Below are 23,421 nucleotides of genomic sequence, written 5' to 3' on the forward strand. Positions count from 1 at the left end.
GCGCCACAACAACCGCAGGAGCCGCCGCATGAGCCGGATCCCCGACTTCTCCGCCATCGCCTGGTCGACGCCGGCCGCCGCCACCGCCCAGACCGGCGAGGCCGCGTGGCTCACCCCGGAGGGCATTGCCGTCAGCGGCGCCTATGGCGCGGCGGATCTGGCCGGCCTGTCCTATCTCGACACCTGGCCGGGTGCGGCGCCCTATCTGCGCGGCCCCTACCCCACTATGTACGTCCAGCAGCCCTGGACGATCCGGCAATATGCCGGTTTCTCGACGGCGGAAGAATCGAACGCCTTCTACCGGCGCAACCTCGCCTCCGGCCAGAAGGGCCTGTCCGTCGCCTTCGACCTTGCCACCCATCGCGGTTATGACAGCGACCATCCGCGCGTGGCGGGCGATGTCGGCATGGCGGGCGTGGCGATCGATTCCATCCTCGACATGCAGCAGCTCTTCGACGGCATACCGCTCGACGAAATGAGTGTCTCCATGACCATGAACGGCGCGGTACTGCCGATCATGGCGCTGTTCATCGTCGCGGCAGAGGAACAGGGCGTTTCCGAGGACAAGCTGTCCGGGACCATCCAGAACGACATCCTCAAGGAGTTCATGGTCCGCAACACCTACATCTACCCGCCGCAGCCCTCGATGCGGATCATCTCCGACATTTTCAGCTATACCAGCCGGCGCATGCCGAAGTTCAACTCGATCTCGATTTCCGGCTACCACATGCAGGAAGCCGGTGCCACGGCGGACCTGGAGCTTGCCTACACCATCGCCGACGGCATCGAATATGCGCGCGCCGGTGTCGCCGCCGGGCTCGATATCGACACCTTCGCCCCCCGCCTCTCCTTCTTCTGGGCGATCGGCATGAATTTCTTCATGGAAGTGGCCAAGATGCGCGCCGCGCGCCTTATCTGGGCAGCGCTGATGAAAACGAACTTTTCCCCGAAGGACGCCCGGTCGCTGGCGCTACGCACCCATTGCCAGACCTCCGGCTGGTCGCTGACCGCGCAGGACCCGATGAACAACGTCATGCGCACCATGGTGGAGGCGATGGCGGCGACGCAGGGGCATACCCAGTCGCTGCACACCAATTCCTTCGACGAGGCCCTGGCGCTGCCGACCGACCATTCCGCGCGCATCGCCCGCAACACGCAGATCCTGTTACAGAAGGAAAGCGGCACGGCGCGCATCATCGATCCGTGGGGCGGTTCGGCCTATGTCGAGCGGCTGACGCATGATCTCGCCGCACGCGCTCTGTCACATATCGAGGAGGTGGAAGCGCTCGGCGGCATGGCGAAGGCCATCGAGAAGGGCATTCCCAAGCTCCGGATCGAGGAGGCCGCGGCCCGCACGCAGGCGCGCATCGACAGCGGCCAGCAGACCGTCGTCGGCGTCAACTTCTCACGGCCGGAGCGCGACATCGAGGTGGACGTGCTGAAGGTCGACAATTCGGAGGTGCGCGCCCGGCAGCTCTCGAAACTCCAGCAGCTGAAGGGCACGCGCGACACGGCCGCGGCCGAAAGCGCGCTGGATGCCCTGACGGATGTGGCGAAGAGCGGCGACGGCAACCTGCTCGAATTCGCCGTGAAGGCCGCCCGCGCCCGGGCGACGGTTGGCGAGATCGCCTATGCGCTGGAAAAGGCCTTCGGCCGCCATGTCGCGGAAATCCGCACGATCTCCGGCGTCTACCGCAAGGAGATGGGCGCCAACGACCGCGCCTTCAACCGGGCGGTCGACAAGGTCGCCGCCTTCGAAAAGCTCCGGCGCGAGAAACCTTCGATCCTCGTCGCCAAGATGGGGCAGGACGGGCACGACCGCGGGCAGAAAGTCATCGCCACCGCCTTTGCCGACCTCGGCTTCAATGTCGTCGTCGGCGCCATGTTCCAGACGCCGGACGAGGTGGCGGAGCTGGCGATCCGCGAGGGCGCGCATATCGTCGGGGCCTCTTCGCTCGCCGCCGGCCACCTGACGCTGGTGCCGGAGCTGAAGGCGGCGCTCGTCAAACGCGGCGCGCGCGACGTGCTGATCGCCGTCGGCGGCGTCATCCCCTCGCAGGATTTCCCGGCCCTGGAACAGGCCGGCGCCGACGCGATCTTTCCGCCCGGCACGGTGATTGCCGACGCTGCCGCCGCGCTGATCGACCGGTTGATGGGGTGAGCGGCGACGGCCCGGCAGAAAATACGGCCGTCCCCTCACCCTAACCCTCTCCCCGCAAGCGGGGAGAAGGTGGCCGGCAGGCCGGATGAGGGGCAGTCTTCTGTGAACACTGTGTCAATTGCCGCACGAATTGCCGTTTGCGCGCGCGGGCGCTAGGTCGGGATCACAATCAACCGATGTGAGGTGACGCGATGCTGGTCAATGGCAAATGGACGGAAGACTGGCAGCCGGTTCAGGCAACGGACGCCAAGGGCGGGTTCGTGCGCCAGGTCTCGAGCTTTCGCAACTGGGTGACGCCAGATGGCAGCGCCGGCCCGACGGGCGAAAGCGGTTTCCAGGCCGAGGCCGGCCGCTACCACCTCTATGTCGCGCTGATCTGCCCCTGGGCCTCTCGCACGCTGATCACCCGCAAGCTGAAGACGCTCGACGACGTCATCTCCGTCTCGGTGGTCGAGCCGGCGCTGTCCGACCAGGGCTGGCGCTTCGGCGACTTTCCCGGCGCCAACCGCGACGATCTCAACGGCGCGAGCTATGTGCACGAAATCTACACCCGCGCCGACGCCACCTTCACCGGCCGCGCCACGGTGCCGGTGCTGTGGGACAAGGAACGCAAGACGATCGTCAACAACGAATCCGCCGATATCGTGCGCATGCTGAACAGCGGGTTCGGCGCTTTGGCCGATGAAAGCGTCGATCTCTATCCGGAAGCGCTGCGCAACGATATCGACGCGCTTAATGAGCGCATCTATCCGTCGCTCAACAATGGCGTCTACCGCACCGGCTTCGCCACCACGCAGGTCGCCTATGAAGAGGCCTTCCACGGCGTGTTTGCCATGCTGGACGAACTGGAAACGCGCCTTGCCGCCAGCGGGCCGTTCCTCACGGGCGGCACCTTCACGGAAGCCGATATCCGCCTCTTCGTCACCCTCATCCGCTTCGACGCCGCCTATTACGGCCTGTTCAAGTGCAACCGGCAGCGGCTGGCCGACTATCCGGCGCTTTCGGCCTATACCAAGCGCGTTCTCGACCTGCCGGGCGTGCGCGACACGGTCAGCATCGACCATATCAAACACGGCTATTATTCGATCAAGTCGCTCAACCCGCACCGCATCGTGCCGGTCGGGCCGGATCTTTCGGCGCTGGGACTGTAGTGTCCCGCGCCCGTCTTGACGGCCGGAACGGGATACGGAATGGTCGGTGCCGATGCGTGCCCGGTCCTTTCCCTCGATCAGTATCGCCATGACGGTCGCCTCGGCGGCCGTTCTCGCCACATCCAGCACGATATCCGGGCGCCATTGCGCCTTCGGCTTCGGCGGCTTCCAGTGCAACAGCCCGTTCTCCGGCTATGGCGACATGTTGCTCACGGGCACCTTAGGCGCGCTTGCCGTGCTTATCATCACCGTGCCGATCGCGGCATGGCGGCTGATTGCCTGGCTGCGCGCCCGATAGCTCGACTGCCTCAAGCCTCCTTCGCCTCCACCATCGCCATCAGCGTTTCCAGCCGGTCGGCATCGGCCGGCAGCTTGTCCTGCCTGAGCCGCGCGATGCGGGGGAAGCGCATGGCGACGCCGGATTTGTGGCGGGTGGAGCGGTTGATGCCCTCGAAGGCGACTTCCAGCACGAAACCATAGGCGGGTTCCGCCCGCACGGCGCGGACCGGGCCGAAGCGTTCCGTTGTGTTGTTGCGGACGAACCGGTCGAGCACTTCGAGCTCGGCATCGGTGAAGCCGAAATAGGCTTTTCCCACCGGCACCAGCATGTCGCCGTCCGGGCCCTCCGTCCACACACCGAAGGTGAAGTCCGAATAGTAGCTCGAGCGTTTGCCGTGGCCGCGCTGGGCATACATCATCACGGCATCGACATTGTAGGGATCGCGCTTCCACTTGAACCACGGGCCTTTCATGCGGCCGGCCTGGTAGGGGCTGTCGAGGCGCTTGATCATGACGCCTTCGATCACCGGGTCCGGCGGTTCGCGGCGGATCGTTTCCAGTTCCTGCCAGCTGGCGAAGGGCACCAGCGGCGAAAGGTCGAACCGGTCGTGCGGCGCCGTCTCGATGAGGTGGCCAAGGCGGGCGCGACGCGCCACGAAGCTTTCCGGCCGCACATCCTCCTCGCCGTCAAACAACACGTCATAGGCGCGCACGAAGGCGGGGTATTCGTCCAGCATCTTCGCATTGACCGTCTTGCGGTTCAGGCGCTGCTGGAGATCGGAGAAGGTGCGCGTCGGGCTGTTGGTGCGGGCGGTGCCGCCGACGAGCAGCTCGCCATCGACCACGCCCTCGAAATTGATCGCCTCGAGCACATCCGGGAAAGCGGCGGAAATGTCGTCGCCGGAGCGGGAATAGAGCCGGCGCGTCGCGCCTGCCGAGGACATCTGCACACGAATGCCGTCCCATTTCCATTCGGCGGCGAAATCGGCGGGGTCGAGCGTGTCGAGATCGCCCTCGCCCACCGGGTTGGCGAGCATGACAGAATGGAAGATCGCCGGTGTCGCCAGCACCGGCCGCTCGGTGCGTCCTTCCAGCCAGGCGAAGAGCGGCTCGTAGGGCGGCGCCAACCCGTGCCACAGCGTCTCGATCTCGGTGACATCCATGCCGGAGAATTCGGCGAGCGCCTGCTTGGCGAGGCGGGCCGACACGCCGATGCGCAGCCCGCCGGTCGCAAGCTTGATGAAGGCGAAGCGGGCGGATGGGTCCAGTCGATCCAGCAAATCGCGCACGGCGCTGCGCACCTCGGTGCGGCCGAGCGCGTTCATGCGGGTGACGACGCTGCTCAGCCGCGGCTGCGCCTCGTCCGGCACGCGCTCCTTGCGCTCCTGATCCCACACCAGCGCGATCGTCTCGGCCAGGTCGCCGACATAGTCGTAGGAATAGCGGAACAGCACCTCGTCCATGCGCTCCAGCACAAGCTCGCGCAGCAGCGCCGGCTTGACGCTCTTCAGGTCCAGCGTGCCGGCGATGGCGGCAAGGCCGTAACCCCGATCGGGATCGGGCGTGTCACGGAAATAGTCGGCGAGCAGTTTGAGCTTGCCGTTGCGCGCGGGGGTGAGGACCAGGCGATCGAGGAGGGTGGCGAAGGCTCTCATGACAGCCCTGCCCCTTGCAGCGAAACCCGCGGCTTCCCACCTCCTTGTTCATGGGAAAAGTTCACAACATCATCACGACCATCCTCAGTATACTCGGCCTGCTCCTTGGCGCGTGGGGTGGCTATGAGCTTGCGGGTATACTGGGGGCGATTACGTTCGCGCCCATCGGCGCGCTCGTAGGCCTCGTCGTGGGCGCCCTGCACATCCGGCTTTTGTACCCTTGACATCAGAGCGTGCAACGTCTCGCGCATCAGTCCCCCTCGTCCTCATAACCGACCAGATGCAGCGGGCGAGCCGGCACGCCGGCGAGTTCGCACCAGCGCACCAGCGCCTCCTCACGCCCATGCGTCACCCAGACCTCGCTCGGCGCCAGTTCGCGGATCGTTTCGGTCACTTCTGGCCAGTCGCAATGGTCGGAGATGACGAGCGGCAGTTCGACACCGCCCTGCTTGGCGCGCTGGCGCACCATCATCCAGCCGGAGGCAAAGGCGATGAGCGGTTCGTTGAAGCGGCGCGCCCAGCGGTCGGCGAAGGCCGACGGCGGACCGACGATGACGGCGCCGCGGAAATCGGTCGGGTCGCCCTTTTCCAGCGTGGCGGGGCGTAGGTCGCCGAGGTCGATGCCGCGGCTGACATAATAGTCGCAGAGCCGCGCCAGCGAACCGTGGATATAGATCGGCGCGTCATAGCCGCAATCTCGCAGCAGCCGGATGACGCGCTGCGACTTGCCGAGCGAATAGGCGCCAACGAGGTGGCTACGCTCGGGAAATTGCCGGAGCGAGGTGAGCAGCTTGCCCATCTCGGCCTTCGGCTCCGGGTGATGGAAGACGGGCAGGCCGAAGGTCGCCTCGGTGATGAAGACGTCGCAGGGCACCGGCTCGTAGGCGGTGCAGGTCGGGTCGGCGCCACGCTTGTAATCGCCCGAGGCGACGATGCGCAGGCCATCCTTCTCCACCGCGATCTGCGCCGAGCCCAGCACATGGCCTGCCGGGTGGAAGGACACGGTGACGCCGTTGAGATCGATGCGCTCGCCGAAGTCCGCCGCCTGCATGGACCCGCAAAAATCCTCGCCATAGCGGATGCCCATGATGTCGAGCGTCTCGCGCGTCGCCAGCACCGCGCCATGGCCGGCCCGGGCATGGTCGGAATGGCCGTGCGTGATCAGCGCCCTTGCCACGGGGCGGACGGGATCAATGTAGAAATCGCCAGCGGGACAATAGAGGCCGGCGGGCATCGGGCGGAGCAGTTGATCGGGCTTCATGGCGGGAAAGATAGGCGTTTTCACGCACTCTGCCAGTGGGTTGCTTCAGACGGTTGCGACGTGCCGTAGGGATGGATTCTCGGGTCGAGCCCGAGGATGACGGTGGGGAGGAGATGGTTCCATCCCCTTGAGCGATGCGGCATAGGCGACGCTTGCATGGCTTCGTCGGACTTGGCTTCTTTCGTCATGCTCGGGCTCGACCCGAGGATCCACCCAGACGGCAGGCCCTTCAGGCAAGCGCCATCATGCCGGCGCGCAGCGCGTTCATGTCGACGGCGGAAAGCTGCGCGTCGACCTTCTCGTGGGTTTCCTTCCAGATCGGGAAGGCCTGCGTCAGCAGGCGGCGGCCCTCCTCCGTCAGGCGCAGGAGACGGCCGCGGCGGTCCCGGGGGTCGGCCTCGATGCGCACGAGGCCCCGGCGTTCGAGCGGCTTCAGGGCGGCCGTCAGCGTGGTGCGGTCCATGGCAAGCAGGTTGGCGACCGGTCCCATCGGCGGCGGCGCGGGGCGGTTCAACGACATCAGCAGCGAGAACTGACCATTGGTGAGGCCGACGGGACGCAACGCATCGTCGAAACGACGCGCCAGGGCACGGGCCGCGCGCTGGGCCTGCAGACACAGGCAATGGTCCCGCACGTAAAGCGTCGTTTCATAGGGAATCAGCACATCATCAGACATGCTCTTTACTGTTGATATCAACGTAAGAATGTCAAGAGAGCCGACCGCGAGTCTCGGGAATTATTAGAGATTCGGAATGCAGAGGATCGCCTGGAGGGCGCGGGCATCGATCGGCCTGGAGAGGTAGTAGCCCTGGATTTCGTCACAGCCGGCCTCGCGCAGGAAGTCGATCTGGTCGCGCGTCTCCACGCCTTCGGCGATGACACGGAGCTGCAGCGAATGAGCGAGCGAAATGACGGCGCGGGCGATCGCCGCGTCGTCCTCGTCAGCCGGCAGGTCCTGCACGAAGGAGCGGTCGATCTTCAGGCGGCCGACCGGGAAACGTTTCAGCGAGGCAAGGCTGGAATAGCCGGTGCCGAAGTCGTCGATGGCGAGGTGCACGCCGAGCTTTTCCAGCCGGTGCATGGTCTCCACCGCCTGCTGCACATCCTGCATGATCATGCTCTCGGTCAGTTCCAGCTCGAGATAACAGGCGTCAAGCCCGCTCTCCTCAAGCGCCGCCGCCACGCGCTCGACCCAGTCCTTTTCCTGGAACTGGCGGGCCGAGACATTGACGCTGACGACGATCGACGGCAGGCCGGAGACCTGCCAGGCCTTGTTCTGCCGACAGGCGGCGCGCAGCGTCCAGTCGCCGATCGGGCCGATCAGGCCGGTCTCTTCGGCCAGCGGTATGAAATCGCCCGGCGCCACCAGCCCGCGCTCGGGATGGCGCCAGCGGATCAGTGCCTCGACCGCGAAGATGCGGCCGGTCGAAAGGTCCATCTGCGGCTGGTATTGCAGGAAAAGTTCCTGCTGGGCGAGCGCACGGCGCAACTCCTCCTGCCGCTCCAGCTTCTCGGACGCGCGGTTGGCCATTTCCGCGGTGAAGATCTGCATGGCGTCACGGCCGATCTCCTTGGCGCGGTACATGGCGACGTCGGCGCGGGCGAGCAGTTCGGTGACGTTGCGGCCGTGTTCCGGATAGGCGGCGACCCCCATGCTGCAGGTGACCTGGAAGGAACGGCCCTCGATTTCCACCGGCTCGGCGATCGCTTCACGCACGGCGCGCAGCCGGTCGTCCACCGTCTCGCCCCGGCGCATCGCGCCGTTGATGAGCACGACGAATTCATCGCCGCCAAGGCGCACGATGCTGTCGGAGGCGCGCACGCAGCGCAGCATGCGGGCCGCGACGATCTTCAGCAGTTCGTCGCCCGCATGGTGGCCGAGACTGTCATTGACCAGCTTGAAATTGTCGAGGTCGATGAAGGCGAGCGTCATCGTGCCGCCGCGGTCGTCGGCCGACTCGATGGCGGAAGCGACGCGCTCGTCGAGCATGCTGCGGTTCGGCAAACCGGTCAGCGCATCATGGTGCGCCATATACTGGATGCTGTCCTCCGCCTCCTTGCGCTCGATGGCGATGCCGGCAATGTGCGTCGCCATGCCGACGAGCTTCATGCATTCGGCGGAGGGCTCGCCGCGGTTGCGGGAATAGAGGGCGAAGGAACCCAGCACCTTGCCCTGATAGGAGGCGATGGGCGAGGACCAGCAGGCTCGGAAGCCGTAGGGCAGGACGAGCGCCTTGTAGTCCGCCCAGAGCGGGTCGGTCTCGATATCGGATACGATGACCGGCTCGCCGCGCCACATGGCGGTGCCGCAGGAGCCCATAGACGGACCGATCTCGGCGCCCTCGATCAGCTTGCAATAGGCGGGATCAAGGTTTGGAGCGGCACCGTTGACGATATGCTTGCCATCGTGCGCCAGCATCAAGATCGAGCCGGTGACATCCGGCACATGCGCCTCGATCAGCAGGATGAGCGAGGAGAAGACCTCGACCAGCGGCGCGCCGAGCGCGATCATCTTGAGGAGATGCGCCTGGCCGAGATGCAGGCTCTCGGAGCGCTTGCGCTCGGTGATGTCGCGGGCGATGCCGACAAGGCCGATCACCTCGCCGGACCCGTTACGCACCGGCAGTTTCGAGGTGAGCAGCCATTTGAGGTTGCCCCTGGAATCGCGGATCAGCTCTTCCATGTCGAGCATCGGCCGGCCGGTGCGGATGATATCCTGCTCCGTCTCGAAGAAGCCGCGGGCGACGGGCTCGGGGTGGATGTCGAAATCCGAGAGGCCTTCCAGACTGTCCAGGCCCTCGCGCCGGTTGTCGCTGACGATCGCCCGGTTGGCGACGACGAAACGGCTGTTCCTGTCCTTGAAATAGAGGTAGTCCGGCACCTCGTCGATCATCGCTTCGAGCCAGATCGTGCGCTCGTTCTGCGCGGCGGCCAGCGGAAACAGCCGCGCCGCCTCGCTCATCAGGCGCTCGCTTGCGGACATCAGACGCGCCGTCGCATCGGCGTCGTCATTGCCAAGGTGAGACAAGTGCGTCGACATGAACCCCTGCAATTTTCTAGGGCAAGGAAGCACACCGCGAACCGCCGCCTCTTCCGAACGCCCGAAGGTACACCTAGAGTCGTTATCCAACCCTAAAGGAAACCGGCGAAATGCCGCCAATCCGGCCTTTGAGGCGCAGGATCAACAACCGCAGCGGGCATCACCCAAAACGTTCCGTTTCGGCACAGGACCGGTTGGCACGGTTCCTGCTCCTTGGCCGGCAAGGAGTTTTCATGGTTAGCAGACGGTTATTTCTCTCCGGTCTCGGTCTTGGCGCGGCAGGCACCACCTCCGTAGCGCTTGCACAGACGCCGCGCCTGCCGATCATCGATGTCGATTTACGGGGCAGTATCGATGCTTCGGCCCATGGCATCCGGCCCGGTGCCGGCGACCGCAAGAGCAAGGCCTTCGCCAAGCTCCTCAAGGAGGCGGCCGCGAAGAACCTACCGGTCTTCCTGCCGCCGGGCGATTACGTCATCTCCAACATGACGCTGCCCGACAATGCGCGTATCACCGGTGTAGCGGGCGCCACCCGCATCGTCTATGGCGGCGACGGCCATCTCTTTGCCGGCGATGGGCTTGCCCGCGTCGAGCTTGCCAATCTCGTCATCGACGGAGCGAACCGCTGGCTCGACGATACCGTCCAGGGCCTCGTCCATCTCAGCAATGTCGCCAATGTGACGATCGAGAACTGCGAGATCCAGGGGTCTTCGAAGACCGCGGTCAGCCTGGAGCGCTCCGGCGGGCGCATTGAGCGCAACCGGCTGTCGGGTGCCGCCGAATACGCGCTTTACGCCGTCGACAGCCACACGCTTTCCGTCACCGGCAACCTGGTCTTCGATTGCGGCAATGGCGGCATCCTGATCCATCGCTGGCAGAAGGGTCGCGACGGCACCATCGTCTCCGGCAACCGCATCGCGCGCATTGGCGCCACGAATGGCGGCACCGGCCAGTACGGCAACGGCATCAACATCTTCCGCGCCGACGACGTGATGATTTCCAACAACCACGTCTCGGGTTGTGCCTTCTCCGCCATCCGCTCCAATGCCGGCTCGAACGTACAGATATCAGGCAATACCTGCCTCGACAGCGGCGAGACGGCGATCTACTCGGAATTCGGCTTCGAGGGCGCGATCGTCAACGGCAACCTGATCGACGGGGCCGCCAACGGCATCCTCATCGTCAATTTCAACGAGGGCGGCAGGCTCGCCACCGTCACCGGCAATGTCGTGCGCAACCTCAAGCTCGAAGGCCCCTATGTGCATGACGGCGCCGGCTTCGGCTTCGGCATCGCCGTGGAGGCCGACACCGTCGTCTCCGGCAACACGATCGAGAACGCGCCGCAATGGGGGTTGGCGCTCGGCTGGGGACCCTTCATGCGCGGCCTCGTCGTCAGCGGCAATCTGGTGCGCAAGAGCCCGGTCGGCTGCATGGTGACGGTGGTCGAAGAGGCAGGATCGGCGCTGATTACCGGCAACATCTTCGAAGACACGCCGGAGGCCGCCATTGCCGGCTACCGCTGGAAGGAACGCACGACAGGCGACCTCGCCAGGGAGTCTTCCGACTACGCGCACCTGACGATCGAACGGAACCGGGCGGGCTAACCCCCTGCCCCTTGCATGCGTCTCTTCTTCTTGCCCGAACGGAGAGGCGCCATGGTGGATGAGGGAGCAGCCTTCCGCACGCTCCCTCATCTGCTTTCTTAGCCGCCGTGCCCCTCGTGGTTGCCCGAAGCGCCCTCGCCCTGGTTTGCACCGGGCTTTGCGCTTTCGATCTTGAAGTCCACGTCGAGCGTGCCGGCCTTTTCGAAGTTCAGCGTCGCCTTGAATTTTTCCCCCTCCTTGAAGGGGTGCTTGATGCGCATGAACATGATGTGCAGGCCGCCGGACTTGAGTTCGACCTTGGCGCCGGCGGGGATTTCGATGCCGTCCGGTAGCTGGCGCATCTTCATCACGTCGTTCTCCACGGCCATTTCGTGGATCTGCACGTCGTCGGAGACATCCGGCGCGGTGATCGAGACGAGCCGGTCGGCCTCCCTGCCCTTGTTGGTGATGGTCATGAAGCCGCCGCCGACGGGCTGGCCGGGCAAGGTCGCCTTGGAGGCCGGGTGGTGGACTTCGAGATTGCCGACCGTGAAGTCGTGGGCAAAGGCGGCGGAGGCGGAAAGCGCCAGCGCGAGGGCAGTTGCGAGGATGCGGTTCATGGAGATGTCCTTTCGGCTGTGATCAGGAAAAGATGCGCCGCAGCGGCGGCACGAAGCGGATGACGCCCTGATCGAGGACGATCATGGCAAGGATGGTGAGGCCGGTCAGCGGGAACAGCACGCCGAACACCGCAGCGATTGCCCACAGGCCGAGATAGATGCGCGTTTCACGCGGCGCCGGCGGCACGCCGATGCGCCCCTTCGGCCGGCGCTTCCACCACATGACGACGGCCGAGACGCTCATGGCGATGACGACGAAACAGGTGGACAGCATGAGGAGCTGGTTGAACAGCCCCCATTCCTGCCCCTTGTGCACGTTGATGCTCCATTCGATCAGCTTGCCCGTCGCCGGATAGTCGGCAAAGGCGGTATCGACGAGGCGCTCGCCGGTATACTGGTCGATGTGGAGCGTGCGCTCGTATTGCAGATCGGCGGGAAAGATCGCCGCGGTATAGACACCGGTCTCGCCTGAGGGCGGCGACAGGTCGTAGCCCGGCAGCATGCCGGCGGCATTGGCGATCGTCACGGCATTGTCGAGGCCGATCGGCGGCAGCGCGGTCTGGCCATCGCTCGGGACGGTCGATTCCGGCACCGGGGCATTTTCCATCAGCCAGGAGGCCTTCGGCAGCACGTCCGTCGTCACCAGCATGGAATGCGGCACGCGGTCCCACAGTTCGACCGGATAGCCCATGCCGTTCGCCGTCAGGGTGGCGTTGACCTTGGAACCCCAGAAGCCGGACCACAACAGGCCGCTGAAGGCCATGAACAGGATGACGACGCTGGCAAAAATGCCGGTGACGGCGTGGATGTCACGCCAGAAGACGCGCCGTGCCGGCGTGCCGCGCACGCTGACCACGCCGCCCGTCTGGCTGCGTGGCCACCAGAGATAGATGCCGGTCAGCGTCAGCACGATGGCGAAACCGGCAACCACTTCGATGATGCGCTCCCAGGACGTGCCGAAATAATCGAGGCTGTGCAGGTCCTCGACGACCTGGTTGAATTCTTCCGCAGCCCCCACTGTGTCGAGCACGTTTCCGGTGTAGGGATCGACGAAGACGAGTACCTTGCCGGCCTCCGTCGAGACCGTCACACGCGCGGACCGGTCGGCACCGGCCGGCGTGCGGTAGGTGGAGAGGCTTGCGCCCGGCACGGCGCTCACCGCCTTCTCCGCGATAGCGGAGGGGGCAAGCTCCGTGCTGCCGACCGTCACATAGTTGCGGTAGCGAAAGAGGCTGGCGTCGATCTCGTCGTTGAAGAGGTAGAGCCCGCCGGTGATGGCGAGGCTGATCATGAAGGGCACGGCGAGCAGGCCGGCGAAGAAGTGCCAGCGCCAGATGGCGCGGTAGAGGCGCTGGGCAACTGCGGATGGTTCGGCGGCGGCAGCGACCGGCGCGTCGGAAATTACGGACATGCAAAAATCCCGTCAGGCTGGATTTCAGGCGCGCGACGGCAAGCCGCCGCGCAGGCTCAAAACATCAGACGGACAGGAAGGGGGGTGCGCGCGGCGGCGCACCGGGGCGCTCGCGCCTGGAATGCAACGCCTCTTCGACGAGCGGAGAGGTGGCGACATGGCGGAAGGCAAGAACGGCACCGGCGAGATCGGCCGGCTCCGGCATCAGCATGGCACTGCCGATGCGGCAGGCCTCGCACTTCACCGGCATGACATGCTTGACCTTGCCGTCGACCACGTCGTTCAGGCAGATGTCGGCGATGGTGCCATCCGGCAGGACATATTGCGCGAGTTCGAAAACGCTCGGCTGGCTGGCTGCGGCCGGTTGATGGGCAAAACCGACGAACAGCAGGGCGACCGCGCAGAGAATGCGCAGGCAGGCGGCCCAGCGTGTCATGCCTTGTTTCATCGATCATCCCCATCCGCCTTTGCGGATATTTCGGCCTTACTCCCAAAGGCGGGGCGCGGTCAATGCGACAAAGCGGGTCGGCGGCGGCGCTGCCCCCTCATCCGCGTGCCGGCACCTTCTCCTCGGTGGGGAGAAGGTGACCCGAAGGGTCGGGGCCGGTTTGACGGACATCACGACAATTCATCGATCGATCAAGTGCTTGCTCTACCCTTCCCGCGCGCCGCCGCTTAATCTGGCGCGCAAAATCAGGAGGATCCATGCTCACCATCTACGGCGTCTACCGCTCGCGTGCATCGCGCAATTACTGGCTCGCCGGCGAACTTGGCCTGCCCTTCGTCTCGGTGCCGATCGTGCAGGCGCGCCGCATCGACGATCCGCAGGCGGCCGATGCGCCCATCAACACCCAATCGCCGGAATTTCTCGCCGTCAACCCGACCGGGCTTATCCCCTGCATCGACGACGGCGGTTTCGTGATGACGGAATCGCTCGCCATCAACCTCTATCTCGCCCGGAAGCATGGCGGCCCGCTCGCCGGCCAGACGGTGACGGAAGAGGCGGAAATGCTGCAATGGACGATGTGGGCGGCGACCGAGGTGGAGCCGCACGCGGTGAAGATCATCCTGGCGCTCGACACGCGTGCCTCCGAGACCGAACAGGGGCGGCTGACGATCCGCGCGGCGGCAAAGGCGCTGAAGAAGTGCTTCAAGCGCTTCGATCAGCATCTCGCCGCGACCGGCCATGTCGTCGGCAACCGCTTCACCGTCGCCGACCTCAATGTTGCGGAGGTTTTCCGCTATGCGATGAGCCAGCCGGAGCTGTTCGACGCGGCGCCGAACGTCAAGGCGTGGCTTGACGCCTGCCAGTCGCGCCCGGCCTTCAAGGCGATGATGGCGACGCGCCTTACCGAGCTTGAATGACCGCGCCGGCAAAACCATCCTCATCCTCGGCGATGGCCGCGCGCAGCCAGCGCTTGAACAGCGAGACCTTGCGCGGCTCCGGCATGCCCGGGGCCGTGACGAAATAATAGCCCATGCCGGTCTCCACGCGGATGGGGAACGGCGCGACCAGCCGCCCCTCCTTCAGCGCCCAGGAGGCCAGCACCGGCCAGGCGAGCAGCACGCCCTGCCCGGCCAGCGCCGCATCCAGGCAGAGCGAGGCGTCGGAAAACACATGCCGCGCCTTCGGCGGCGCAATCGGCAGGCCCGCCGCCTTCAGCCAGCGCTCCCAGGTGAAGGCATCGTTGCCATCGACCACCGCCGGCTGCCGGGCGAGATCCTGCGGCGTCCTGATCTTGTCCGCAAGTGCCGGCGCGCAGACCGGGAACATGACCTGCGGCAGCAAAAACTCCGCCGTGACATCCGGCCAGGTGCCGGGGCCGACGCGAATGCCGAGATCGACATCGGAGCGCGCGAGATCGACCAGCGTCGTCGTCGCCTCGATGCGCAGGCTGATATCGGGATGGGCGGCGGCAAAACGATCGATGCGGTGGATGAGCCAGCGCGAGGCGAAGATGGGTGCTACGGAAATCGTCAGGATCGCATCGTCGCGGCGCTGCGTGGTCGCGACCGCCTCGGAGAGTTGACGAAAGGCGGCGGACAGGCGCGCGAGGAACGGCGTGCCGAAGGCCGTCTGCTGCAGGCCGCGGGCGGTGCGGTCGAAGATCGACCGGCCAAGCTGCTCCTCCGCCTTGATGACCTGCTGGCTGACCGCGCCGACCGTGACGCCGAGTTCTTCCGCCGCCGCCTGGAGCGAGCCGAGCCGCCCCACCGTCTCCAGCGCACGCAGACCGTTGAGATGGACGCGGTTGAGGTTCTTCATATAGCTTTTCTATAATCCTGTCTTGAACTACTCGATTGCGAAATTTGCCCTTCGGCGCGATTATCAGGCATCGACAATGGTAACGCACCGCAAGGAGAAGGCAATGCTCAAGATTTTCTCCAGGCTCGCCGAAGCTCTCAGGGCCGAGGCCGACGCTGCGGACACGCCCGTCTGGATGCGCGATCCGCTCTCCCATCCCGATATCGAGACGATGGACGCCCGCGCGCTGGGCGACCTGCCCTTCGGCCTCTTCCGGGCGCCGCGTCTCTCCCCCGACAATACATCCCAATCCTGCATCCATCCGGCCTGATCCTCCCTCGCAGTCGGCGCCTCCCCGGTGTAAGTTTCACCGGGGAGGTTTTGGCATGCCGGACGATGAGACCCAGATGCTGCTGGCGCGCCTCCAGCGCCTTGCCGAGGATTTGCCGGGCGTCGAGACCGGCACGTCCTATGGCACGCCGGCGCTGAAGGTGGCCGGGAAACTCTTCCTACGCATCAAGGATGCCCAGACATTGGTGTTGATGGCGCCAATGGACGAGAAGGAGCGCCTGATCGAGATGGCGCCCGGGATCTACTACGAAACCGACCATTACAAGGGTTGGCCCGCCTTGCTCGTGCGGGCCGCGGCGATCGACGATGCGGAACTGCGCCACCGCATGGCTGAGGCCTGGCGCTTCAAGGCGCCGGCAAAGCTGCGCAAGCTCACCTGAACCGCATATCCCCTTTCAACCTTACCACGCTTGACAGCCCGCCCGGGCGAAGGTTAAACCAGTTTCGTAACGTAATAACATTACTACTCTGGAGACAAAAATGCTGAGGCAGATCATCGCTGTTTCGGGTGCGCTTTCGCTCGCCCTTCTTCTTCCCGTCACCGCCAGCGCGCATGGCGCCTGGGTGGCGGAGCGCTGGGGCGAACTCGGCGTCATCTATGGCCACGGCGCTGGCGACGATGCCTATGACCCGGCGCGCATCAGCACGGCCGTTGCGATTGGCGAGGATGGAGCGGCAATGCCGGTTTCCGTCGAAAAGCGGGAAAAACACGCAGTCCTGAAGCCCGAAGGCGAGCCTGCCGCCATCGCACTGACCTTCGACAACGGCTACTGGACGGAAAAGACCGACGGCAAGTGGGTGAACGAGGCGAAAGACAAGGTCGCTGACGCCAAGGCCACGGGCCATTATATCAAGAACAGCCTCTCGCTTCTGCACGTGCACGACGCGCTGCCTGCCTTCCCGAAGCAGGACCTGCAGATCGTGCCGCTCGACAACCCCATTGGCCGCAAGGCCGGTGACCCGATCCGCCTGCGCGTGCTCTATGACGGCAAGCCGCTTGCCGGCGCGGTCGTGACGCTCGACTACATCAATCAGGCGACGCTCAAGAGCGATCCGACGGATGCGGATGGCGAGGTCGTCGTGGCGATCCGCAATGACGGGCTGAACGTGCTGGCGGTCGACCATAGCGTGCCGCTGGAAAACGACCCGAAGGCGGACACGATCGGCTACACGGCAACGCTGAGTTTTGTCGCCGAAGCGCATAGCCACGACGACTAAAAAGGCCCGCGCTGGAAAGCGCCGGCCCTGGACTACTGACAAGGCCCCGATAACCCCTCCTCCGTCATGCTCGGGCTCGACCCGAGCATCCATAAGCCGTTGAGAAGAATGGATCCTCGGCTCAAGGCCGAGGATGACGGCAGCGGGCGGGGCGCGATTTGTCGACATCGCGAGACCTGCGCCGGAGGGCGCAGGCCCTTACTTCGAAAACAAGCCGATCAACCGCCCGACTGGTCCATATGCATGAACTCCCAGACGTTGCCGTTGACGTCCTGGAAGGAGCAGCCGTACATCGGGCCGAACTCCATGTTCGGCTTCCATTCGCGCCCGCCGGCGGCGAGCGCCTTGGCCTTGAAATCGTCGACCTCCTGGCGGCTCGACGCGGACAGGCAGGTCAGCACCTGCGTCTGCTGTTCCGGATCGCCGACCTTGCCCGTCACGAACTGCGAAAACTTCTCCTCGGTGAGGTGCATGACGAAGATGTTTTCGTCCACCACCATGCAGGCGGCGGTGTCGTCGCTGAAGTCCTCGTTGAACGAAAAGCCGAGCGCGTTGAAGAAGCGGCGGGTTGCGGGCAGGTCCTTGACGGGCAGGTTGACGAAAATCATGCGCATGAACGTTCTCCTGGTTTTGTTTGCGATGCGGGCTGGCGACCCGTCATGCCACAAGGACGTAACGGGCCGCCCCTTCCCGACAAGGCCTGCGAAAAATTATTCGGCCGCAGCGCAGCCCGGCACGTCCTCCAGCCGATGCCAGACCGGAATGCCGCGTTCGCGGGCGATGCGCACGTCGTTGTCCGCCCCTTTCGAGTCCCCCGGCAACCGCAGCACGCCGTCGCACAGCGCCAGCAGGCGGTGTGCCACCGGATAAAAGATCTCCTCATGCAGCGCATCGCCGATCGTCTCGCCGCCGGCGGCATTCCAGACGGGCAGCGCCACCCATTCGCCGATCATCGGCACATGGCCGGCCTTGAACAGCGCATAGGACGGCGCTTCCAGCCGCTTCAGGTTTTCCGCCATCTTGTGCGGGTCGTCCCCGGTGCCCGAGCGATAGGGGCCGGCGATCAGGATCAGCATGTCAAACTCCTTACATTTTGCACGAAATATCCGGTTTATTCTGGATATTTCCCATAACTCCGTGTAATTTCGTGCAGAGTCAAGATGGAGCGTGCAGCATGCTGACCAGCCAGAGAAAAAACCTGATCGCCCAGCGCCTAGGCCGCGACGGCGAGATCGTAGCCAAAACGCTCGCCATGGAACTCGCGCTTTCTGAAGACACGATTCGGCGCGACCTGCGGGAAATGGCGGCCGAAGGGCTCTTGAAACGGGTGCATGGCGGCGCGCTGCCGCTTGCGCCGCCTTTGCCGGATTTCGCCGCGCGCCTGTCGGTCGCGGCCGACGAGAAGGCGGCGCTCGGCGCCTGCGCGGCGGAGATCATCGAGCCCGGCCACGTGATCTTCCTCGACGGCGGCACAACGACGGCGGCCCTTGCCCGCGTGTTGCCGCGCACGTTCGCCTTCACCGTCGTCACGCACAGCCCGACGATCGCCTGCGAGCTGGAGCGGCACCCCACCGCAGATGTCGTGCTCATCGGCGGCCGGCTCTACAAACATTCGATGGTGACGACCGGCGCGGCGGCGCTCGACGCCATCCGAGGCCTGAGGGCGGATATCTACTTCATGGGCGTCACGGCGGTGCATCCGACCCACGGCCTGACCACCGGCGACATGGAGGAGGCCGCAACAAAGCGCGCCATCGCGGAAAATGCCGCAGTGACGCAGGTGCTGCTGACCCGCGAGAAACTCGGACGCGCCTCGCCCTGGAAGATCATGCCGCTCGCGCGCCCCACCGGCCTCATCGTCCCGGCCGGCCTGCCGCCGGAGCTTCTCGCGCCCTACCGGGACCTCGACGTGGAAATCACCGAGGCCTGATCAGGCGGCATCCCGCGGCGTGATGCGTTGGAGATCATGACCAATCTCGCGGCGCTTCTGCATGAGGTCGAATTCCGCCTGAAGGCGCAGGAAATAGCCTTCCGACAGGCCGAAATAGCGCGTGAGCCTCAGATCCGTATCGGCGGTCACCTGTCGTTTGCCGAGGACAATCTCATTGATACGGCGCGGCGGAACATGCACCGCGCGCGCCAGCGCATTCTGGCTGATTTCCATCGGCTGAAGGAACTCCTCCAGCAGGATATCGCCGGGATGCGGGTTGGGCAGCAGGTCGTCAGTCATGATAGTCGATGATGCGGACATGGACGGCGTCTCCTTGCGACCAGCCGAAGCAGATACGCCACTGGTCATTGATCCGGATCGAGTAAAGCCCGGCCAGATTTCCCTTCAACAGCTCCAGCCGATTACCGGGCGGCACCCGAAGGTCGGTTATCGCCCGCGCCGCGTGAAGCATGCGCAGCTTGCGCAACGCAATGGCCTGCATGTCGGCCGGAAGCCGCCGGCTTCGACGGCCCGACCAGATCAGTTCGGTCTCGCGGTCGGCGAAGCTTTTGATCATGCACAATCATAACGCATGACGTTACAGGGTGTCAATTTTCAGGCAGCAAAAGCGTCCGTCACGCGGATATCGCCGACATGGATGCCGTTCCAATTGGACATGGAGCGGTTGGCCTGGGCCATCAGGGCGGCGTGGATGGCCGGCTCGTCCTTGAAGAAGCGGGCGAGCGTGGCGGCGACCATGCTTTCGGCGGCGCGGGTGGTGCCGTCCTCGCATTTCAGCGCAATCGCGATGCCCTGTTCGGGGATGGCGGCGCAGAAGACGCCTTCGGCACCGGTCTTGGCGAAGATCCGGCCGGGCGCGGTTTCCATCAGGCGGGTGCAGGCGCGCTTGGTGCCGGCGACGTAGAAGGGTTCGGCCATGCAGGCCTCGATCAGCCGGCGGGAGGCTTTGGCCCGCTCGGGCGCGAGGCCCGTGCCGGTCGCCATTTTCGCAAAGCCATGCGCGAGGCCCTTCAGCGACACGGCATAGGTCGGGATCGAGCAACCGTCGACGCCGCAATTGTCGGTGGCAAGCGCCGCACCCGTCAGGTTTTCCATGACGCCGCGGATCTCGGCCTGCACCGGATGTTCGTAGCGCACGTACCCCTTGAGGTCCTTGCCGGTGTGGCAGGCGGCGCAGATGAAGCCGGCATGTTTGCCGGAGCAATTGTTGTGCAGCGCGGTCGGGTGATCCAGTCCACGCGCCTGACCGATCAGCACCGGCTGCTCGAACGACCAGTGGGCGCCGCATTCCAGCACGCTCTCATCGACGCCGGCGGCGGCGAGCATGGCGCCGGCAAGGGCGGCGTGTTCCGGTTCGCCATTGTGCGAGGAGCAGGCGAGCGCCAGTTCCTTGTTGCCGAAACCGTAGACGTCGGCCGCGCCGCTTTCGACAAGGGGCAGGCCCTGCATGGCCTTGCAGGCCGAACGCGGGAATACGCCGGCCTCGATCTCGCCCTGCGAAAACACCACCTTGCCATCGCCATCGACCACGACGACCAGGCCGCGATGGCGGCTTTCGACGAGATTGCCACGGGTGACTTCGACAAGGACGGGGTTTGCCATGATTATGCCCTCAAAATTCCGGTTTCGGCTGCGGTATTATCCGAAATTCCTGATCCTGCCCACTCGGTTTCGGAGCGCCGCGCATGAAATTGCTGAGGAACGTCCTCGTCCTCTTTCTCGTGATCTACCTCATGCCGGCGCTCGCCGCGGCGGGGTTCTGGTACGTTAAGGATCGCCCGCAGAGCTGGCGGGAGGCGAACTGGAAATCGGCAGGCGTCCTGCCCAGGGCGGAAGACACGCCGCGGGCGACGATCCATATCTTCTCGGCAGCAACAGGCGGCATGAAGGGAGCCATCGCCAGCCATGCCTGGATCGTCACCAAGGAGGCGAATGCGAAAACCTACAACCGCTATGACAAGGTCGGCTGGGGCACGCCGGTGCGCAAGAACGGCTATGCGCCGGATGCCTACTGGTACTCCAACACGCCGCGCGTGGTGGTGAGCGTCAGCGGCGACGAGGCGGCGCGGCTGATCCCGAAGATCGAGAAGGCGATCGCCGCCTATCCCTATTCCAAGCCCGGCGGCTACCGCATCTGGCCGGGACCGAACTCCAACACCTTCGTCGCCCATGTGCTGCGCTCCGTGCCGGAACTCGGCGTCGTGCTGCCGCCGGATGCGGTGGGGCGCGACTATCTGCCGGAAGGCAGGCTTTTCGCCATCGACCCGGACGGCAAGGACGTGCATGCGACGCTCTACGGCCTGCTCGGCGTGTCGGCCGGCCTGCGCAGCGGGCTGGAACTGCACATAATGGGCCTCGTCGCCGGCGTGGATTTCTCCCGCCCGGCGATTAAGATCCCGGCAATCGGGCGCATCGGGATCTAGCGGAAAACGGCAGCTGGACATCCCAGTGTCATCAACGGATCGTAAGCGGCAATGGACCGGCAACGCGTGCACCCCCGCGTGCTGTTGTCGGGAGCGGAGAGCGGCCATGAGCGACGATAGAAAACAATACGCGGCAGCCTGCCATTGCGGCACCGTGCGGTTCCATGTGCGGCTGACAAACGAATTCAACACGATCCGCCGCTGCACCTGCTCCTATTGCCGCATGCGCGGGGCCATCGCCGCCTCCGCAGCGCTTTCGGATATCGAATTTGAGGCGGGCGAAGGCAATCTGACGCTCTACCAATTCAACACGGGCACGGCGAAGCACTATTTCTGCAAGACCTGCGGCATCTACACCCACCACCAGCGCCGTTCCAATCCAAACCAGTTCGGCATCAACGTCGCCTGCATCAACGGTGTCAGCCCCTTCGATTTCGCGGCGGTGGAGGTCATGGACGGCGTTTCCCATCCCGCCGATTCCGGCGCCGGCCCCCGGATCGCCGGAATCCTCCGGTTCGAGCCGGCGAGCTGACGCCGAAGCCGTCTTGCTGCATCAGAGATAGACCACCTCGAAGGCCGCGATGCGGGCGGGGTCGGCGATGGAGTCGATTGCGACGATCTGGTCGCCGTCCACGTCCATGCGCACGACGATCCTGAGTTCGCCGCCAAGGATGACGGCGAGGCCGAGATTGCCGTCGATGAGGGCGAGCCGTGCTGCGGTTGCCTTGCCCTTGAAGGTCGTGGCGACGGCCTGCGCGCCGTGGATTTCGGCAAGTGAACCGAGCCGCACCGCATCGGCATCCGCGTGAAAGACGACCTCGGGATCGAGCACGGCGAGCAGGCCTGAAAAATCGCCGTCGCGCGAGGCCGTGAGGAAGGCGGCGACCACGCGCTTGCGGCGCTCGTAATCCGCCGACGGCGTCTCCGGCAGGCCCTGCACGCGGCGGCGGGCGCGGCTCGCGAGCTGGCGGGCAGCAACCGGCGTGCGGCCGACGATACGGCCGATCTCCTCGAAGGGCACATCGAACATGTCGTGCAGCACGAAGGCAAGGCGTTCGGCCGGCGCCAGACGCTCCAGCACGACGAGCAGCGCCAGGCCGACGGAATCGGCGAGCGCCGACTGTTCATCCGCCGCGGCACGCGGATCGACATGCTGCATCTCGCCATCCTCGCCATCGATCGGGTCTTCGCGACGCTTGGTGCGGGCGCGCAGCATGTCGAGGCAGATGCGGCCGACGACCGTCGTCAACCAGCCAGCCGGATTGTCGATGCCATCGCCGCCCGCGCGCTCCAGCCGCAGCCAGGCCTCCTGCACTGCATCCTCCGCCTCCGCGCGCGAGCCCAGCATGCGGAAGGCCACGGCGCTGAGACGCCCGCGCTCAGCCTCGAAACGATCCGTCAGAAAATTTTTTTCGCCCATCGGTCACACTCCTTCGTTCAGCGGCGTCATGGCCATGACGAACGAAGCCGCACCGATGTGACAGGGTTCGCAGTCGAAGCGCTAAATCATTGCAAGGAGTGTCAAAATGCAATCCCGTATGAACAATATCGTCGCCGTTCTCCCGAAGGTCATGACCGCCATGCAGTCGCTGCAGGCAGCCGCGCAGGAGCACGGCCTGCCGGAAAAGACCGCGCATCTCGTGCATCTGCGCGCCAGCCAGATCAATGGCTGCGGCTTCTGCGTCGACCTGCATCCGCGCATCATGAAGAAGGCGGGCGAGACCGACCGGCGCATCCTCTCGGTCGCCGCCTGGCGCGAGGCGCCGTTCTACACCGACGCGGAGCGTGCGGCCCTTGCGCTCACCGAGGCGCTGACCCGCATCGCCGACCGCGAGGAGCCGGTGCCGGACACGATCTGGAACGAGGCCGCCCGCCACTATGACGAAAAGGCACTCGCCGCCCTCGTCGTCGAGATCGCCTCGATCAATGTGTGGAACCGCTTCAACGTCGCGACCCGGCAGGTCGCGGGCGAGTGGAACCCGTAAGCCCTCCCTCGCCCATTCGTCGGCCCCTTGCCCGAAGGGGCCGACGAGCGCCACCGCCGCGATTGCCGTTTCTGCAACGCCGTGCTT

At 65.2% G+C, this 23,421-nt stretch carries 27 protein-coding genes; 12 read left to right on the forward strand and 15 right to left on the reverse strand.

Annotation, left to right across the window (positions count from 1 at the left end):
• The first annotated feature begins 28 nt into the window (after positions 1-28).
• From scpA to GR138_RS22225, 3 genes are all read left to right on the forward strand, one after another.
• Complete coding sequence (gene scpA / locus GR138_RS22215; protein ID WP_160861457.1) at positions 29-2,161, forward strand: methylmalonyl-CoA mutase; 2,133 nt, start codon at positions 29-31, stop codon at positions 2,159-2,161.
• Positions 2,162-2,352: 191 nt separating this feature from the next.
• Positions 2,353-3,312 carry a glutathione S-transferase family protein gene (locus GR138_RS22220; RefSeq protein WP_160861458.1) on the forward strand — a complete coding sequence of 320 codons (960 nt, stop codon included), beginning with the start codon at positions 2,353-2,355 and terminating at the stop codon, positions 3,310-3,312.
• A gap of 46 nt (positions 3,313-3,358) precedes the next feature.
• Positions 3,359-3,610, forward strand: coding sequence for a hypothetical protein (locus GR138_RS22225; RefSeq protein ID WP_160861459.1), 252 nt, complete (start codon positions 3,359-3,361; stop codon positions 3,608-3,610).
• A gap of 10 nt (positions 3,611-3,620) precedes the next feature.
• Here GR138_RS22225 and GR138_RS22230 read toward each other — a convergent pair whose 3' ends face one another.
• The 5 genes from GR138_RS22230 to GR138_RS22250 all read right to left on the reverse strand — a co-directional run bounded on the left by GR138_RS22230 (position 3,621) and on the right by GR138_RS22250 (position 9,547).
• Complete coding sequence (locus tag GR138_RS22230; RefSeq protein WP_160861460.1) at positions 3,621-5,246, reverse strand: cisplatin damage response ATP-dependent DNA ligase; 1,626 nt, start codon at positions 5,244-5,246, stop codon at positions 3,621-3,623.
• Entirely contained in the window at positions 5,243-5,497 is a 255-nt protein-coding gene (locus tag GR138_RS22235) for a hypothetical protein (protein WP_160861461.1), read from the reverse strand. The genes GR138_RS22230 and GR138_RS22235 overlap by 4 nt, the downstream gene beginning before the upstream one ends.
• On the reverse strand, positions 5,497-6,507 hold the full coding sequence (locus tag GR138_RS22240; RefSeq protein WP_160861725.1) for a ligase-associated DNA damage response exonuclease: 1,011 nt from the start codon (positions 6,505-6,507) through the stop codon (positions 5,497-5,499). Before GR138_RS22240 ends, GR138_RS22235 begins: the two co-directional genes overlap by 1 nt.
• 229 nt (positions 6,508-6,736) lie before the next feature.
• Entirely contained in the window at positions 6,737-7,183 is a 447-nt protein-coding gene (locus GR138_RS22245; protein ID WP_160861462.1) for a MarR family winged helix-turn-helix transcriptional regulator, read from the reverse strand.
• A 63-nt stretch (positions 7,184-7,246) separates the two neighbouring features.
• Positions 7,247-9,547: a putative bifunctional diguanylate cyclase/phosphodiesterase gene (locus tag GR138_RS22250; RefSeq protein ID WP_160861463.1), complete on the reverse strand. Its 2,301-nt coding sequence runs from the start codon at positions 9,545-9,547 to the stop codon at positions 7,247-7,249.
• A gap of 233 nt (positions 9,548-9,780) precedes the next feature.
• Here GR138_RS22250 and GR138_RS22255 point away from each other — a divergent pair, with 233 nt between their 5' ends.
• Positions 9,781-11,151 (forward strand): TIGR03808 family TAT-translocated repetitive protein, encoded by a 1,371-nt coding sequence (locus tag GR138_RS22255; protein WP_160861464.1) that lies wholly within the window; start codon positions 9,781-9,783, stop codon positions 11,149-11,151.
• A gap of 98 nt (positions 11,152-11,249) precedes the next feature.
• Here the strand turns inward: GR138_RS22255 and GR138_RS22260 are convergent, their stop codons facing one another.
• The 3 genes from GR138_RS22260 to GR138_RS22270 all read right to left on the reverse strand — a co-directional run bounded on the left by GR138_RS22260 (position 11,250) and on the right by GR138_RS22270 (position 13,597).
• Positions 11,250-11,750, reverse strand: coding sequence for a copper chaperone PCu(A)C (locus GR138_RS22260; RefSeq protein ID WP_160861465.1), 501 nt, complete (start codon positions 11,748-11,750; stop codon positions 11,250-11,252).
• Positions 11,751-11,772: 22 nt separating this feature from the next.
• Positions 11,773-13,152 (reverse strand): PepSY-associated TM helix domain-containing protein, encoded by a 1,380-nt coding sequence (locus GR138_RS22265; RefSeq protein WP_420853709.1) that lies wholly within the window; start codon positions 13,150-13,152, stop codon positions 11,773-11,775.
• Positions 13,153-13,225: 73 nt separating this feature from the next.
• Positions 13,226-13,597, reverse strand: coding sequence for a hypothetical protein (locus tag GR138_RS22270; RefSeq protein ID WP_160861467.1), 372 nt, complete (start codon positions 13,595-13,597; stop codon positions 13,226-13,228).
• A 269-nt stretch (positions 13,598-13,866) separates the two neighbouring features.
• Between GR138_RS22270 and GR138_RS22275 the strand changes: the two genes are divergently transcribed.
• Positions 13,867-14,526, forward strand: a complete 660-nt coding sequence (locus GR138_RS22275; RefSeq protein ID WP_160861468.1) for a glutathione S-transferase family protein — start codon at positions 13,867-13,869, stop codon at positions 14,524-14,526.
• Here GR138_RS22275 and GR138_RS22280 read toward each other — a convergent pair.
• Entirely contained in the window at positions 14,510-15,427 is a 918-nt protein-coding gene (locus GR138_RS22280; RefSeq protein WP_160861469.1) for a LysR substrate-binding domain-containing protein, read from the reverse strand. The genes GR138_RS22275 and GR138_RS22280 overlap by 17 nt on opposite strands.
• Positions 15,428-15,530: 103 nt before the next feature.
• Here GR138_RS22280 and GR138_RS22285 point away from each other — a divergent pair, with 103 nt between their 5' ends.
• The 3 genes from GR138_RS22285 to GR138_RS22295 all read left to right on the forward strand — a co-directional run bounded on the left by GR138_RS22285 (position 15,531) and on the right by GR138_RS22295 (position 16,975).
• Positions 15,531-15,737, forward strand: coding sequence for a hypothetical protein (locus GR138_RS22285; RefSeq protein ID WP_160861470.1), 207 nt, complete (start codon positions 15,531-15,533; stop codon positions 15,735-15,737).
• 55 nt (positions 15,738-15,792) lie between these two features.
• Positions 15,793-16,137: an MmcQ/YjbR family DNA-binding protein gene (locus GR138_RS22290; RefSeq protein ID WP_338091139.1), complete on the forward strand. Its 345-nt coding sequence runs from the start codon at positions 15,793-15,795 to the stop codon at positions 16,135-16,137.
• Positions 16,138-16,237: 100 nt separating this feature from the next.
• Positions 16,238-16,975, forward strand: a complete 738-nt coding sequence (locus GR138_RS22295; RefSeq protein ID WP_160861471.1) for a DUF4198 domain-containing protein — start codon at positions 16,238-16,240, stop codon at positions 16,973-16,975.
• Positions 16,976-17,193: 218 nt separating this feature from the next.
• On the opposite strand, the gene GR138_RS22300 is transcribed toward GR138_RS22295, so the two are convergent.
• Together GR138_RS22300 and GR138_RS22305 are read right to left on the reverse strand one after the other, a co-directional pair.
• Positions 17,194-17,589 (reverse strand): VOC family protein, encoded by a 396-nt coding sequence (locus GR138_RS22300; RefSeq protein ID WP_160861472.1) that lies wholly within the window; start codon positions 17,587-17,589, stop codon positions 17,194-17,196.
• A 96-nt stretch (positions 17,590-17,685) separates the two neighbouring features.
• Positions 17,686-18,051, reverse strand: a complete 366-nt coding sequence (locus tag GR138_RS22305) for a DUF4406 domain-containing protein (protein ID WP_160861473.1) — start codon at positions 18,049-18,051, stop codon at positions 17,686-17,688.
• Between the two features lie 98 nt (positions 18,052-18,149).
• Here GR138_RS22305 and GR138_RS22310 point away from each other — a divergent pair, with 98 nt between their 5' ends.
• Entirely contained in the window at positions 18,150-18,905 is a 756-nt protein-coding gene (locus GR138_RS22310) for a DeoR/GlpR family DNA-binding transcription regulator (protein ID WP_160861474.1), read from the forward strand.
• On the opposite strand, the gene GR138_RS22315 is transcribed toward GR138_RS22310, so the two are convergent.
• From GR138_RS22315 to GR138_RS22325, 3 genes are read right to left on the reverse strand one after another with little or no spacing between them, the layout of a single operon-like run.
• Complete coding sequence (locus GR138_RS22315; RefSeq protein WP_069059493.1) at positions 18,906-19,226, reverse strand: HigA family addiction module antitoxin; 321 nt, start codon at positions 19,224-19,226, stop codon at positions 18,906-18,908.
• Positions 19,198-19,482: a type II toxin-antitoxin system RelE/ParE family toxin gene (locus GR138_RS22320; protein WP_160861475.1), complete on the reverse strand. Its 285-nt coding sequence runs from the start codon at positions 19,480-19,482 to the stop codon at positions 19,198-19,200. The genes GR138_RS22315 and GR138_RS22320 overlap by 29 nt, the downstream gene beginning before the upstream one ends.
• A gap of 38 nt (positions 19,483-19,520) precedes the next feature.
• On the reverse strand, positions 19,521-20,528 hold the full coding sequence (locus GR138_RS22325) for an asparaginase (protein WP_160861476.1): 1,008 nt from the start codon (positions 20,526-20,528) through the stop codon (positions 19,521-19,523).
• An 83-nt stretch (positions 20,529-20,611) separates the two neighbouring features.
• Here GR138_RS22325 and GR138_RS22330 point away from each other — a divergent pair, with 83 nt between their 5' ends.
• On the forward strand, positions 20,612-21,349 hold the full coding sequence (locus GR138_RS22330) for a DUF3750 domain-containing protein (protein WP_160861477.1): 738 nt from the start codon (positions 20,612-20,614) through the stop codon (positions 21,347-21,349).
• Positions 21,350-21,455: 106 nt separating this feature from the next.
• Positions 21,456-21,881, forward strand: coding sequence for a GFA family protein (locus GR138_RS22335; RefSeq protein ID WP_160861478.1), 426 nt, complete (start codon positions 21,456-21,458; stop codon positions 21,879-21,881).
• Positions 21,882-21,902: 21 nt separating this feature from the next.
• On the opposite strand, the gene GR138_RS22340 is transcribed toward GR138_RS22335, so the two are convergent.
• Complete coding sequence (locus GR138_RS22340) at positions 21,903-22,769, reverse strand: sigma-70 family RNA polymerase sigma factor (protein WP_160861479.1); 867 nt, start codon at positions 22,767-22,769, stop codon at positions 21,903-21,905.
• Positions 22,770-22,875: 106 nt separating this feature from the next.
• On the opposite strand from GR138_RS22340, the gene GR138_RS22345 reads away from it, so the two are divergent.
• Positions 22,876-23,334 (forward strand): carboxymuconolactone decarboxylase family protein, encoded by a 459-nt coding sequence (locus GR138_RS22345; protein WP_160861480.1) that lies wholly within the window; start codon positions 22,876-22,878, stop codon positions 23,332-23,334.
• Positions 23,335-23,421 lie beyond the last annotated feature (87 nt).

It is taken from the genome of Shinella kummerowiae (assembly GCF_009827055.1).
In the GTDB taxonomy this organism is placed as follows: Bacteria; Pseudomonadota; Alphaproteobacteria; order Rhizobiales; family Rhizobiaceae; genus Shinella; species Shinella kummerowiae.